A 13099-nucleotide genomic window follows, 5' to 3' on the forward strand; every position below is an offset into this window, starting at 1 on the left:
TCCCCCGCACTGGCTCCCGAACGCTCGGTTCGCGGTGTCCGAACGCTCAGTTCGTGCGATCGGGTGGCTGCGACGCCACCGGCGCGGCAGTCAGATCCGGCTCATGGCTATGCGGAGCCACTTGGTCAGGAGGACGACCACCGCGACCACGGCGAGGACCAGGCCGAGGCCGGGACCTGGGCCGGGGTGGTGGCCGGTGGTGGTCTGGGTGGTCCAGATCGACAGCACGCCCGCGACCGATCCGGCGAAGCACAGCAGGGCGCACACCCAGGCCAGCGCCCACCGCCGCAGCGCCAGTGCCAGCGCGGAGCACAGCACGCCGCCGACCAGGGCCACCCAGGAGAACACCCTCGGCAGCACGGGCGAGTCGCCCAGCAGCACCTCCAGGCCCGTGCTCGGGCCCACCCAGGGCAGCACCAGCGACAGCAGCACCGCCAGCACCGCCACCGCGATCACCATCGCGCCCGCGCCGGGGTCGATGCGCTTGGCCGCCGCGCGGCCGACCTGGTCGATCTCCCGCCGCAGGCCCGCCAGGTCGTCGTTGTCGCCGCTCATCCGACCGAGCACCCGCCCACGGCGGCCGGCTGCGGGGCGGGGGCGCCGAACGCGGGCAGGCCCAGGGAGACACCGGGCGTCTTCGGCCGGATGCCCGCTTCCGCCCGGTCGCCCGCCTTGGTGCGGCGGTGGCTGAGCAGCGGGCCGTCCGCGATCAGGTTGTGCGGCGCGGCGTAGGTGATCACGGTCTCCACCACGTCACCCGGCCGGACGGCCGCGTCACCGGGGGTGAAGTGCACCAGCCTGCCGTCGCGGGCGCGGCCGGACAGCCGGTGCGTCTCGGCGTCCTTGCGGCCCTCGCCGCTGGCCACCAGCACCTCGACGGTGCGGCCGACCAGTGCCTTGTTCTGCTCCCACGACAGCTCGTTCTGCAGCGCGACGAGCCGGTCGTAGCGCTCCTGCACGACCTGCTTGGGCAGCTGGTCGGGCAGCTCGGCGGCGGGCGTGCCCGGCCGCTTGGAGTACTGGAAGGTGAAGGCGCTGGAGAACCGGGCCTGCCGCACCACGTCCAGGGTGGCCTGGAAGTCCTCCTCGGTCTCGCCGGGGAAGCCGACGATGATGTCGGTGGTGATGGCCGCGTCGGGCATGGCCGCGCGCACGTCGTCCAGGATGGACAGGAACTTGGCCGACCGGTACGAGCGGCGCATGGCCTTGAGCACGCGGTCGGAGCCCGACTGCAGCGGCATGTGCAGCTGGTGGCACACGTTCGGGGTCTCGGCCATGGCGGCGATCACGTCGTCGGTGAAGTCCTTGGGGTGCGGCGAGGTGAAGCGCACCCGCTCCAGGCCCTCGATGTCGCCGCAGGCGCGCAGCAGCTTGCCGAAGGCGTGCCGGTCGCCGAACTCGACGCCGTAGGAGTTGACGTTCTGCCCGAGCAGCGTCACCTCCAGCACGCCCTCGGCCACCAGCGCCTTGACCTCGGCCAGCACCTCGCCGGGGCGGCGGTCCTTCTCCTTGCCGCGCAGCGACGGCACGATGCAGAAGGTGCAGGTGTTGTTGCAGCCGACGGACACCGACACCCAGCCGGAGTGGGCCGAGTCGCGGCGCGCGGGCAGCGTGGACGGGAAGGTCTCCAGCGCGTCGAGGATCTCGACCTGGGCCTCGCGGTTGTGCCGGGCGCGTTCCAGCAGCACCGGCAGCGACCCGATGTTGTGGGTGCCGAACACCACGTCCACCCACGGGGCGCGCTTGACGATCTCGCCCTGGTCCTTCTGCGCCAGGCAGCCGCCCACGGCGATCTGCATGTCCGGGTTGGCGGCCTTGGCGGGCGCGAGGTGGCCGAGCGTGCCGTAGAGCTTGTTGTCCGCGTTCTCCCGGACGGCGCAGGTGTTGAACACCACCACGTCCGGGGCGGTGTCGCCGTCGGCAGGCGTGTAGCCCGCGTCCTCCAGCATTCCTGCCAGGCGCTCGGAGTCGTGCACGTTCATCTGGCAGCCGAACGTGCGGATCTGGTAACTGCGGGTCACTGCACCTAATCCTTCCGTCGGGTCCAGGGTAGAGGCTGGACGTGCGACGATGCGCGGGTGTCGGGAACGCTGCTGCGAGTCCACGCCCTCGGCGCCGCGCTGGCCGTGGCCGCGCTGTCGCTGACCGCGTGCGGGGACGACTTCGACCACGTCAAGCTCACCGTGGCGGCGGGCGTGCGCGGCGGGGTGTACCACCAGCTCAGCACCGCTCTGGCGGAGGCGTGGGCGGCCGATCCCGGCGTCGAGCGCCCGCAGGTGGCGGAGACGCGCGGGTCGGTGGACAACCTGACCCGGCTGCGCACCGGGCAGGCCCAGGTGGGCTTCTCCGCCGCCGACGCCGCCGACGACGAGCTGGCCCGCAGCGGGCCCGGCCACCGGCTGTACGCGCTGGCCAGGATGCATGACGACTACCTGCAGCTGATCGTGCGCGACGACGTGCAGGCCACCAAGCTGGCCGACCTGCGGGGCAAGCGCGTCTCGATCGGCGCGGTGGACTCCGGTGTGATCCTCATCGCGCAGCGCCTGCTGGAGAGCGCGGGCCTGTCCACCGGGGACCTCCAGGCGCGGCACCTGGACCCCAACGACTCGGCCGAGGCGATGCGGCGGGGCGAGCTGGACGCGTTCTTCTGGTCCGGGGGCGTGCCCACGCACGCGGTGACCGAGCTGGCCGAGACCGTGCCGGTGCGGATGCTCGACCTCGGCGACGTGCTGCCCGACCTGCGCGACCGCTACCCCATCTACGGCTCGGCCACCCTGCCCGCGTCGGCCTACCAGCTGCCCGGTGGGCCGATCACCACGCTGGTGGTGCGCAACTTCCTGCTGGTCACCGACCAGATGTCCGCCGAGGTGGCGGAAGCGCTGCTCAGGGGGCTGTTCCGGGCCCAGCCCGCGCTGGTGGCGGCCAACCCGGTGGCCCGTTCGATAGAGGTCCGCTCGGCGATCGAGACCACCCCGGTCGAGCTGCACCCCGGCGCGGTGCGCTACTACCGCGACGTGAAGGTCTGACCGCCTCCGCTCAGAGCGCGGGGAACTCGACCACCACCCGCAGCCCGCCGCCCTCGGGCAGCTCCAGCCGCACCGCGCCGCCCACCCGCTCCACGATCCGCCGCACGATCGACAGCCCCAGCCCGGAGCCGGGCACGTTCTGGTGCAGCGGGCTGCGCCAGAACCGGTCGGTGGCCCGCTCCAGCTCGTCCTCGGCCAGCCCCGGCCCGCCGTCGCGCACCGACAGCCGCACCACCCCGTCGAGCCTGCGCACGTCCACGCGCACCAGCGACCCCTCGGCGGTGAACTTCAGCGCGTTGTCCAGCAGCGCGTCCAGCACCGCCTCGACGCCCCTGGGCGGGGCCAGCACCTGGCCGCCGGGCTCGCCGTCGAGCACCAGGTGCACGTCGCGGGAGGCGGCGGCCGGGGTCCAGGCCGACAGCCGCCCGGCCACCGCCCGGTCCAGGTCCACCGGCACCGGGTCCACCGACGAGGACTCCGCCCGCGCCATGGACAGCAGCTCGTCCAGGATGCGGTTGAGCCGGTCGGCCTCGGCCAGCGCGGCCAGCTGGTGCTCCCTGGCCTCGCCGGAGACGTGCCCCTCCAGGTTGGACAACCGGAGCTTGAGCGCGGTCAGCGGGTTGCGCAGCTGGTGCGAGGCGTCGGCCACGAACGCGCGCTGGGCGGCCAGCACGTCGCCGACGTTGGCGGCCATCTGGTCGAACGACCGGCTCAGCTGGCGCAGCTCCGGCGGCCCGTCGGAGGAGCCGACCGGCTCCACGGCGCGGCCGGACTGCACCGCGGCCAGCAGCGCCCCGGTGGCGTCGTCGAGCCTGCGCACCGGCCGCAGCGTCCAGCGGACCAGCGGCAGCGCCGCGAACACCGCCAGCACCAGCGCGAACAGCCCGCCCAGGGTGATCACCAGCCACCACAGGGCCACTTCCGCCCTGGTCTTGGCGGTGGGGGAGAGGGTCACCACGGCGCCGCGCACCTCGCCGTCGACCAGCACCGGCTCGGCCAGCACCAGCAGGGCGTCCTCCCACGGCATGAACAGCTCCGGCGTCGCGGGCAGCCGCCCGGCCAGCGCCTGGTCCACCGCGTCGCGCACCGGCGCCGGGGACAGGTCCAGCTCGGAGGAGCCGACCAGCACCCGCCCGTCCGGTCCGAGCAGGCCGACCTGGATGCCGTAGAGCTGCTCGTAGCGCTCCAGCGAGGGCTCCAGCAGGTCCGGCCTGCCGTGGATGATCGGCTGCTGGGCCACCGAGGCGAACCGGCTGGTGTCGGTCAGCCGGTCGAGGAACATCTCCTGCTGCTCGGTGGCGGCCACCCCGCGCCCCAGCGGCACCCCCATCCCCACCAGCACCAGGACCACCAGCGCCAGCACGATCCCGAGCAGCCGCGAGCGCACCTAGACCGCGCCCAACCGGTAGCCGACGCCGCGCACCGTCTCCAGCAGCGAGGGCCTGCCCAGCTTGGTGCGCAGGGTGGCCACGTGCACGTCCAGGGTGCGGTTCGCGCCCGCCCAGGTGCGCCCCCAGACCTCGGCCAGGATGCGCTCGCGGGTGCACACCGCCCCGCCCGCGGCCATGACCAGAGCGAGGACCTGGAACTCCTTGCGCGACAGCGCCACGACCTCGCCCGCCACGGTCACCTCGTGCCGCCCCAGGTCGACCCGGACGTCGCCCGCCTCGAACACCTCGGTGCCCGTGCCACCCGCCCCCACCGGGTCGCCGCGGCGGCGGCGCACCGCGTGCACGCGGGCCACCAGCTCACCCACGTCGTACGGTTTGACCAGGTAGTCGTCGGCGCCCGCGTGCAGGCCGAGGATGCGGTCGTCGATCTCCCCGCGCGCGGAGACCACGATGATGGCCACGTCACTGGCGGCACGGATGTTGCGACAGAGGGTCACACCGTCCACATCGGGCAGGCCCAGGTCGAGCAGCACCACGTCGACCCCGGCCAACCGGTCCAGCGTCCCCCTGCCGGTGGCCTGCCGGTCCACCGTGAAACCGCGTCGCGTCAGCGCTGGGACCAGCGCTTCCGCTACGCGGTCGTCGTCCTCGACGAGCAGCACCCGCACCGCGGTCCCTCCCGAAACAAGTGTCGTCAGCCTGTGACAGAGTTGAGACCCTAAGTCTTGCTCAACCGCCTGGACTGGTGTGGTGCTCCACACCTAGGTTTCCGCCATCGCACGAGAACCCCTCTGGAGGAACGGATGACCGGCCCCACCCCTGCTCCGCCGATGATCCGGATGACGGGCGTGGACAAGTTCTTCGGTCCTCTGCACGTCCTCAAGGGCGTCAACCTGGAGGTGCCGAAGGGCCAGGTCGTCGTGGTGCTGGGCCCCTCGGGCTCCGGCAAGTCCACGCTGTGCCGCACGATCAACCGCTTGGAGCCCATCGACCAGGGCACCATCGAGGTCGACGGCCAGCCGCTGCCCGCCGAGGGCAAGGAGCTGGCCCGGCTGCGCGCCGACGTGGGCATGGTCTTCCAGTCGTTCAACCTGTTCGCGCACAAGAGCATCGTCGACAACGTGATGCTCGCCCCGCTGAAGGTGCGCAAGACGCCCGCGGCGGAGGCCCGCCGCACCGCCATGGAGCTGCTGGAGCGGGTCGGCATCGCGAACCAGGCGGAGAAGTTCCCGGCGCAGCTGTCCGGCGGACAGCAGCAGCGCGCGGCCATCGCCCGCGCGCTGGCGATGCGGCCCAAGGTGATGTTGTTCGACGAGCCGACCTCCGCGCTGGACCCGGAGATGGTCCAGGAGGTGCTCGACGTCATGACCACGCTGGCCAAGGAGGGCATGACCATGCTCGTGGTGACCCACGAGATGGGCTTCGCCCGCAAGGCCGCCGACCGCGTGATCTTCATGGCCGACGGCGAGGTCGTCGAGGACTCGACGCCGGAAGATTTCTTCTCCGCGCCGAAGTCCAACCGCGCGAAGGACTTCCTTGGCAAGATCCTGACCCACTGAAGTCCCCGGAACGCGGCGCTGAGCCTGGCGCCGCTCGACCCCACGAGAGCAGGAGAAGGACGATGAGGGTTCGCACCCTTGCGGTGGCGCTGCTGGCAGGCGGCCTCGCCCTGACCGCTTGCGGCAAGGAGGGGAGCCCCAGCGACTCCGGCTCCGTGCCCAGCCAGGCGGTCGCGACCGACGTGAAGGTCGACGGCTCGCCGACGTTCGAGAAGATGAAGAGCCGGGGCAAGGTCGTCATCGGCGTCAAGGAGGACCAGCCCGGCCTGGGCATCAAGGACGCCACGACCAACAAGTACAGCGGCTTCGACGTCGAGATCGCCCGCCTGGTCGCGGCCAAGCTGGGCTTCGGCGAGGACAAGATCGAGTACAAGGCCATCGCCTCCGCCGGTCGCGAGCAGGCGCTGATCAACGGTGACGTGGACTACTACGTCGGCACCTACACGATCAACGCGGGCCGCAAGGAGAAGGTCGGCTTCGCGGGCCCGTACTACACCGCGGGCCAGGACCTGCTCGTCCGCAAGGACGACACCTCGATCACCGGCAAGGACACCCTCAAGGGCAAGAAGGTCTGCTCGGCCACCGGCTCCACGCCGATCAAGCGGATCAAGGACGAGAACCTCACCGAGCCCGAGAACATCATCGAGTTCCAGAACTACTCGCAGTGCGTGGCCAAGCTCGCCGAGGGCGCCGTGGACGCGGTGACCACCGACGACGCGATCCTCAAGGGCTACGCCGCGCTGGAGTCGGACAAGTTCAGGGTCGTCGAGAAGCCGTTCTCGGTCGAGCCCTACGGCATCGGCCTGCCCAAGGACGACAAGGCGCTGCGCGACAAGGTCAACGACATCCTCGACGAGGCCATCAGCGGCGGCAAGTGGCAGGAGATCTACGACGCCACCCTGGGCAAGTCGGGTTCGTCCGCCCAGAAGCCGGTGATCGAGCGCTACTGATGCCGTGAGCGGTGGCCGGTGATCCGCGCGCGTCGCGGCGGGTCACCGGCCACTTCCGTGAAAACCACCGGCGAGGAACCCCGATGAGCGTCCTTACCAACTACTCCGACCTGTTCCTGAGCGCCTTCCTCACCACGATCCAGCTCTTCCTGCTGTCCGCGGTCGGGTCGTTGGTGCTGGGCACGGTCCTGGCCATGCTGCGGGTCAGCCCGGTCCCGGTGCTGCGCGCGGCGGCCACCACCTACGTCACGCTGCTGCGCAACACGCCGCTGACCCTGGTGTTCTTCTTCTTCGCGTTCGCCTACCCGCTGCTGAAGATCCTGGAGCTGGACCCGTTCATGGGCGCGGTGACCGCGCTCACCCTCTACACCTCGGCGTTCATCTGCGAGGTGGTCCGCTCGGGCATCAACACGGTGCCCGTGGGCCAGGCCGAGGCCTCCCGCGCGCTGGGGCTGACCTTCGGCCAGATGCTGGCCAACGTGGTGCTGCCGCAGGCCATGCGCTCGGTGGTGCCGCCGCTGGTGAGCACGCTGATCGCGCTGCTGAAGAACACCACCGTGGCGGCGGGCTTCTCGGTCGGCGAGGCGGGCGCGATCTCCTACCGGCTGTCCGAGGAGGGCGCCAACATGCTGGCGGGCCTGTCCTGGGTGGCGGTGTTCTTCGTGGTGCTGGTGATCCCGCTGACGCTGGTGCAGCGCGGCCTGGAGAAGCGCTGGAGCGTGGCCCGATGAGCTCGGTCCTGTTCGACGTCCCCGGTCCCAAGGCGCGGGTCCGGCACGGCATCGCCGCGGTGGTCGGCATCGCCGCCGTCGTCGCCCTGCTGGCCTACGTGGGCTACCGCTTCTACGACAGCGGCCAGTTCGAGCCGCGCATGTGGGAGTGGCTGCAGTACGAGACGATCCAGATCCAGCTGCTGGAGAAGATCGGCGCCACGCTGCGGGCGTTCGCGCTGGGCGCGGTGCTGGCCCTGCTGTTCGGCGCGGTGTTCGCCGCGGGCAGGCTCTCCGAGCACGCGTTCTGGCGGGCACCCTCCAACGTGGTGGTGGAGTTCTTCCGCGCCATCCCGCTGCTGATCATGATGTTCCTGTTCTACTACGGCCTGCCGACGGTCGGCATCAAGATGTCGCCGTTCGCCGCTGTGGTGCTGGCGCTGATGCTCTACAACGGCTCGGTGCTGGCGGAGATCTTCCGCGCGGGCGTGAAGTCGCTGCCGCGCGGCCAGGCCGAGGCGGCCTACGCGCTGGGGATGCGCAAGACGCAGGTGATGGTCCTGGTGCTGCTGCCGCAGGCGCTGCGGGCGATGCTGCCGACGATCATCAGCCAGCTCGTGGTGCTGCTCAAGGACACCGCGCTGGGCTTCATCATCACCTACGAGGAGCTGCTCTACTACGCCCGCTACCTGGGCTCGCAGGCCCAGTTCGGCAGGCCGCTGGTGCCGCTGACGATCGTGGTGGCGGGCATCTACATCGCGATGTGCCTGCTGCTGACCTGGCTGGCGACCTACCTGGAGAAGCGCAACCGGCGCAACAAGAGGGTCATCGAGCTGGAGAACAAGGACGCCGAGAACGTCGTGCTGGCCAACTCGGCGACGGGCGTCTGATCGCGCGTCGTGCGGGGCCCGGCCGTCGTGCCGGGCCCTTCGCGCGTCCGGGGGCGTTCACGCGAGCCGCTTACGTGTGCCGCAGCAGCGCCCCCACACCCTCGGCCAGCTGGGTGTCGTCGACGACCAGCACCTGGGCCCCGATCGCGGCGGCCGCGGTGGGCAGCGCCTCGTCGGCGCGGTGCTCGCCCGCGTGCTCCACGCCCATCGCCCGCAGGTCGGACTCGGCCAGCGCCAGCTGGGCGGGCTCGTCGCCGGTCCACACCGTGCGGTCGCCCAGCGCGGGGTCGGCCACCAGCAGCGCGGCCACGTTGGCCTCGCGCAGCGCCGCCACCACCGGCTCCAGGCCCTGCACCGCGCGACCTCGCGGCCGGTCCCGCTCGGTGGTGAACTCCTCGACCACGTCGTTCTCCAGGTCGGCCTGGTACTGGGCGACCAGGGAGCGCACGGCGCTGTCGAACGCCTCGTCGTCCGAGCCCGCGGCCAGGCCGCCGCTGTCGACCTCGATCAGCACGTCGCGGCAGCGGGTGCTGAGCTGGTCCTTGACCCCGGTGCGCGCCTGCACCTCGCCGCCGAGCACGAGCAGGCGGGCGTTCAGCTCGCCCACCAGCGCGTCGGCCGCCTCGGCCACCAGCGCCGCGTTGCGCCGGGCGGTCTCCTCGACGTTGTTCTGCAGGCGGCGGTGCGAGTAGCCGCCCCCGCCGACCTTGTTCAGCGGGTGCCGCGCGCCCTGCACCTCCTGCTCCACGTGCCGCTGGCCGCTGTAGCCGTGCAGGTCGGCGCCCGCGCGGTCGACCAGCACCACCACGTGCGGCACGTTGGTGGTGGTCGAGTTGGCCAGCGGCAGCACGTGCGGCAAGTTCGACCAGCGGGCGCTGTCGGCGGCGGGCGGACGGGGCAGCACCAGGTCCAGCAGCACCCGGCCGTGCGCGGCGATGACCGCCCGGCCCGCCTTGCCGACCGCCGGTCGGGTGACCCGCTCGTCGATGGCGGCCAGGGTGTCCGCGTCCGCGCCCTGCCGCTGGAGGTCTTCGCGCAGCCCGCGCCAGCGCAGCTCCAGCGCCTTGGCCGCGTCCTCGGTGTCGTGCGAGGCGTCCAGGTACAGCGACGCGAACGGGCCGCGTTCCCGGATCAGCCCCGCCAAAGTGGACATGTCCATGAGCTCTCGGCTACCCGCCCGCGCGCCGCGTAACCTCGGGGCATGGTCGAGGAACCCGGCACCCTTGCCAAGGCCCAGCAGGGCATGGTGGACCAGTTGCTCCGGCTCGGCATCGACGGTTTCGGACCGTTCAAGGGCGCGCGGCGCTCCGCCGAGGACGCCGTGGACAAGGGGGGCACCCGCGAGCAGGCGATCAAGCTGCTCATCCGCAACCACGTGGCGGCGGCGGGCGCGCAGGGCTTCGTCACCAACCTGGGTGGCCTGGTCACCCTCCCGGTGACGCTGCCCGCCAACATCACCGCGTCCTACCTGGTGCAGACCCACCTGATCGCCTCCATCGCCGCCGTGCAGGGCTACGACCTGGACAGCGAGGAGGTGCAGCTGGCGATCCTGGTGTGCCTGCTGGGCAACGCGGGTGCCGAGCTGGTGAAGAAGGCGGGGGTGAAGGTGGGCGCCAAGCTGACCATGCGGCTGGTCGAGCGCATCCCCGCGCAGCTGATCCGGGAGATCAACCGGCGGGTCGGGTTCACCCTGCTGGCCAAGCACGGCACCGCGCGGGCGACGGTCACCCTGGCCAAGGGCGTGCCGATCGTGGGCGGGGTCATCGGCGGCGGCTTCGACGCGGTCGCCACCAGGGCGGTGGGGGCGTTCGCGCAGCGGTTCTTCACCGACCGCGCCGACCCGCCGCTGGTGGTCGACGGCAAGGTCATCGAGAGCTGAAACCAGCCTTCCGGGTGAGCCTCCACGTCCAGCCGGTCGATCACGAGCGGCGCCGCACCGGCCCGGACGAGGGCCTCGATAAATCAGTTGGCAACGACCGGGGCGCACGCTAACGTCTCGGCCATGTTCTTCAACTGAGGACTTCTTCCTCCACCGCGCCGACGGCCTCGCTGAGCCGCGCGCCTTCTCCCGGATGCCCTCGCGGGCACTGTCGACGACCCCTCACGCGGGTCGCACTCCTTTGCACGCCTCGAACACGAGGAGGCGGTCGTATGCGCACGCCCTTTTCCGACCCGTCCGAGCCCCAGCCCGGCAACCGGCGCGAGCGCCGCGCCGGGAAGCCGGGCGCCGTCCAGCCGCGCTTCGGCGGCGGGCGCGTCGTGGTCAACCCGCGCCAGTACGCCATGCGGCGTCGCTGAAGCGCACCCCGCTGAAGAGCACCCCCGCTGAAGAGCACCCGTCGAAGAGCACCAGGAGGCACCGATGACCGACCAGAACACCCCCGAAGCCAACGACCAGCAGGAGCCCGAGGTCGTTCCCAACCGCCGCGAACGCCGCGGTCACGGCAAGAAGAACGCCGGTGTGCAGAAGGCGCTGGGCGTTCCGCACCAGTCGAACTTCGTCGGCAAGCGCGTGTTCCGCCGCACCGGCGGCTGAGCGCGGCACCCCGAGCAGCCCGTCCGACCTCGTCGGGCGGGCTGCTCTCATCGGGTCAGGCTCCTCCCGCGCAGGGGCCGCCGAGAACTAGCGTGGTCGGGTACCGCCGGATCTGGCCGGAGATCGGGAGGCACCACATGAGGATCACGGACGTGTTGCGCACCAAGGGCACGGCCGTCGCGACGGTCGGGGCCGACGCGACGGTGGCCGAACTGGTCGCGGCGCTGGCCGAGCACAACGTCGGGGCGCTGGTCGTGCTGGGTCAGGACGGGATCGCGGGCATCGTGTCCGAGCGCGACGTGGTGCGCAGGCTGCACGACCGGGGCGCGGACCTGCTGACCGCCAGGGTCGCGGAGATCATGACCACCGGGGTGCTCACCTGCGGGCCGCAGGACTCGGTGGACAGCCTGACGGTGCTGATGACCGAGCGGCGCATCCGGCACGTGCCGGTGGTCTCCGACGGCGAGCTGGTGGGCATCGTCAGCATCGGCGACGTGGTGAAGAGCCGGATCAGCCAGCTGGAGGAGGACCAGGACCAGCTCACCGCCTACATCGCCCAGGGCTGACCGCGCCTGCAAGTACTACCCGCCCCCTCCGCAGGGACCCATAACTACCACCCGACGACCCGAGCGCTGGGGGCGGTTGTCGTGCGTTGGGCACGAGGGGGGCAGCGCAGGTGACGCCGGGTAGTGGTTATCAGCCCCATCCGCCGCGTCGGGTAGTACTTGCAGGCGCTAGGGGTGGGTGCGGTGGTAGTGCCTGCTGACCCTGGCGCGGTTGCCGCACGAGGGTTTGCACCACTGCTGCTGCGGGTGCGCTTTGACGAAGTACCGCACGCACCTGGGAGCGGGGCACGCGCGCAGACCGGAGCGCTCCCCGCTCGCCAGGAACTCGATCGCGGCCGTGGCTAGCGACGCCAGCAGCCGGTCGCCCTCGTCGGCCGAGTCGATCCTGCGCACTCGCGGCTCGCCGTCGTGCCAGTCCAGCTGGACGGCCGAGGGCACGCGCGCGGCGGCCTCGTTGACCAGGCGCAACGCCGTGTCCAGGTCCGGCAGCCGGGGCGTGTCCAGCCGCTGCTGGGCGCGCGTGGCGTGGGCGAACAGCGCCCGCACCGCCCAGCGCAGCTCCACCAGACGCCGCCGCAGGTCCTCGTCGGGCGCCGTCGAACCGGTCCAGCGGGCGAGTCCGCCCGGTGTGGCCAGCTCGTCGGAGAGCCCGCCGCGCCCGTCGCCGTGGACGGTGGCGGCGAACTCCAGTGCCGTGTTCACCTCCGCCACTGTAATGGACTTCCTGCGATCTCCCCGTTAAGTTGCTGCCTAACGGGTTGAATGAGCAAAGTCATTAGGGGGAGCTGTGACGATCGCGGAGCGGGTGCTGGACGCCCACCGCAGGCTGGCCGCGCTGATCGAGCCGGTGACCGACGCGCAGGTCGCGCGGCCGTCCGCGCTGCCCGGCTGGACCAGGGGGCACGTGCTGGCCCACCTCGCGGGCGCCACCGACGCGATGGCCCGCCAAGCCGAGCACGAGGGCGAGCTGATCGAGGTCTACGACGGGGGTCGCCCCGGTCGCAACGCCGACATCGAGGCCAACGCGGGGCGCACGGCCGACGAGCACCGCGCCGCGATCGCCGCCGCCGTGGCACGGCTGACCGCCGCGTGGGCCGGTGTGTCCGACTGGGACAGTCCGGTCACCTACCGCTCGGGAACCCTGCGCGACACCGCTCTCGCGCTGTGGCGCGAGGTCGAGATCCACGCCAGGGACCTCGACCTCGGTCCGTTCGCGTGGTCACCGGAGTTCTGCGAGCACGCCCTGGACTTCCTCGCCGCGCGCGTGCCCGACGGGGTGCGGCTCACGCTCGCGGCGACCGACCACGATCGCGAGTGGACCTTCGGCGAGGGTGAGCACGTGGAGCTGAGCGGCGCGCTGACCGACCTCACCGCGTGGCTCGCGGGTCGGGAGTACGCGGGACCGATCAGCGGCCCGAAGCCGGAGCTGAAGCCGTGGCCGTGAACTCGTCCCGACCTGCTACGGCGCGGA

General features: G+C 71.8%; 16 protein-coding genes. 10 read left to right on the forward strand and 6 right to left on the reverse strand.

Annotation, left to right across the window (positions count from 1 at the left end; genetic code table 11):
- Nucleotides 1-90: 90 nt before the first annotated feature.
- Together JOF41_RS03285 and miaB are read right to left on the reverse strand one after the other, a co-directional pair.
- Nucleotides 91-555: an Rv2732c family membrane protein gene (locus tag JOF41_RS03285; RefSeq protein ID WP_189221871.1), complete on the reverse strand. Its 465-nt coding sequence runs from the start codon at nucleotides 553-555 to the stop codon at nucleotides 91-93.
- Entirely contained in the window at nucleotides 552-2021 is a 1470-nt protein-coding gene (gene miaB, locus JOF41_RS03290) for a tRNA (N6-isopentenyl adenosine(37)-C2)-methylthiotransferase MiaB (RefSeq protein WP_189221870.1), read from the reverse strand. The genes JOF41_RS03285 and miaB overlap by 4 nt, the downstream gene beginning before the upstream one ends.
- Before the next feature lie 57 nt (nucleotides 2022-2078).
- On the opposite strand from miaB, the gene JOF41_RS03295 reads away from it, so the two are divergent.
- A complete protein-coding gene (locus tag JOF41_RS03295; RefSeq protein ID WP_229795096.1) occupies nucleotides 2079-3026 on the forward strand; it encodes a TAXI family TRAP transporter solute-binding subunit in 948 nt (315 codons plus the stop codon).
- 10 nt (nucleotides 3027-3036) lie between these two features.
- Here JOF41_RS03295 and JOF41_RS03300 read toward each other — a convergent pair whose 3' ends face one another.
- Both JOF41_RS03300 and JOF41_RS03305 read right to left on the reverse strand, forming a co-directional pair.
- A complete protein-coding gene (locus JOF41_RS03300; protein WP_189221869.1) occupies nucleotides 3037-4413 on the reverse strand; it encodes a sensor histidine kinase in 1377 nt (458 codons plus the stop codon).
- Nucleotides 4414-5085, reverse strand: coding sequence for a response regulator transcription factor (locus JOF41_RS03305; protein ID WP_189221868.1), 672 nt, complete (start codon nucleotides 5083-5085; stop codon nucleotides 4414-4416). It abuts the gene before it with no gap.
- A gap of 162 nt (nucleotides 5086-5247) precedes the next feature.
- Between JOF41_RS03305 and JOF41_RS03310 the strand changes: the two genes are divergently transcribed.
- The 4 genes from JOF41_RS03310 to JOF41_RS03325 all read left to right on the forward strand — a co-directional run bounded on the left by JOF41_RS03310 (nucleotide 5248) and on the right by JOF41_RS03325 (nucleotide 8526).
- Nucleotides 5248-5976: an amino acid ABC transporter ATP-binding protein gene (locus tag JOF41_RS03310; RefSeq protein ID WP_189221867.1), complete on the forward strand. Its 729-nt coding sequence runs from the start codon at nucleotides 5248-5250 to the stop codon at nucleotides 5974-5976.
- Nucleotides 5977-6038: 62 nt separating this feature from the next.
- A complete protein-coding gene (locus JOF41_RS03315) occupies nucleotides 6039-6926 on the forward strand; it encodes a glutamate ABC transporter substrate-binding protein (RefSeq protein ID WP_189221866.1) in 888 nt (295 codons plus the stop codon).
- 83 nt (nucleotides 6927-7009) lie between these two features.
- Nucleotides 7010-7657 (forward strand): amino acid ABC transporter permease, encoded by a 648-nt coding sequence (locus JOF41_RS03320; protein WP_189221865.1) that lies wholly within the window; start codon nucleotides 7010-7012, stop codon nucleotides 7655-7657.
- Nucleotides 7654-8526 carry an amino acid ABC transporter permease gene (locus JOF41_RS03325; protein ID WP_189221864.1) on the forward strand — a complete coding sequence of 291 codons (873 nt, stop codon included), beginning with the start codon at nucleotides 7654-7656 and terminating at the stop codon, nucleotides 8524-8526. The genes JOF41_RS03320 and JOF41_RS03325 overlap by 4 nt, the downstream gene beginning before the upstream one ends.
- A gap of 70 nt (nucleotides 8527-8596) precedes the next feature.
- Here JOF41_RS03325 and JOF41_RS03330 read toward each other — a convergent pair whose 3' ends face one another.
- Entirely contained in the window at nucleotides 8597-9679 is a 1083-nt protein-coding gene (locus JOF41_RS03330) for an Rv2629 family ribosome hibernation factor (RefSeq protein ID WP_189221863.1), read from the reverse strand.
- Nucleotides 9680-9727: 48 nt separating this feature from the next.
- On the opposite strand from JOF41_RS03330, the gene JOF41_RS03335 reads away from it, so the two are divergent.
- The 4 genes from JOF41_RS03335 (at nucleotide 9728) to JOF41_RS03350 (ending at nucleotide 11628) form a co-directional block, all read left to right on the forward strand.
- Nucleotides 9728-10405 carry an EcsC family protein gene (locus JOF41_RS03335; protein ID WP_209616052.1) on the forward strand — a complete coding sequence of 226 codons (678 nt, stop codon included), beginning with the start codon at nucleotides 9728-9730 and terminating at the stop codon, nucleotides 10403-10405.
- Between the two features lie 272 nt (nucleotides 10406-10677).
- Entirely contained in the window at nucleotides 10678-10824 is a 147-nt protein-coding gene (locus JOF41_RS03340) for a hypothetical protein (RefSeq protein WP_189221861.1), read from the forward strand.
- Between the two features lie 64 nt (nucleotides 10825-10888).
- Complete coding sequence (locus JOF41_RS03345) at nucleotides 10889-11062, forward strand: hypothetical protein (protein ID WP_189221860.1); 174 nt, start codon at nucleotides 10889-10891, stop codon at nucleotides 11060-11062.
- A 137-nt stretch (nucleotides 11063-11199) separates the two neighbouring features.
- A complete protein-coding gene (locus JOF41_RS03350; protein ID WP_189221859.1) occupies nucleotides 11200-11628 on the forward strand; it encodes a CBS domain-containing protein in 429 nt (142 codons plus the stop codon).
- Nucleotides 11629-11796: 168 nt separating this feature from the next.
- On the opposite strand, the gene JOF41_RS03355 is transcribed toward JOF41_RS03350, so the two are convergent.
- Nucleotides 11797-12330: a CGNR zinc finger domain-containing protein gene (locus JOF41_RS03355; protein WP_209616055.1), complete on the reverse strand. Its 534-nt coding sequence runs from the start codon at nucleotides 12328-12330 to the stop codon at nucleotides 11797-11799.
- 85 nt (nucleotides 12331-12415) lie between these two features.
- Here JOF41_RS03355 and JOF41_RS03360 point away from each other — a divergent pair, with 85 nt between their 5' ends.
- Entirely contained in the window at nucleotides 12416-13072 is a 657-nt protein-coding gene (locus JOF41_RS03360; RefSeq protein WP_209616057.1) for a maleylpyruvate isomerase family mycothiol-dependent enzyme, read from the forward strand.
- The last annotated feature ends 27 nt before the right edge of the window (nucleotides 13073-13099 follow it).

Origin of the sequence: Saccharothrix coeruleofusca (assembly GCF_017876325.1) — a bacterium.
Lineage (GTDB): Bacteria > Actinomycetota > Actinomycetes > Mycobacteriales > Pseudonocardiaceae > Actinosynnema > Actinosynnema coeruleofuscum.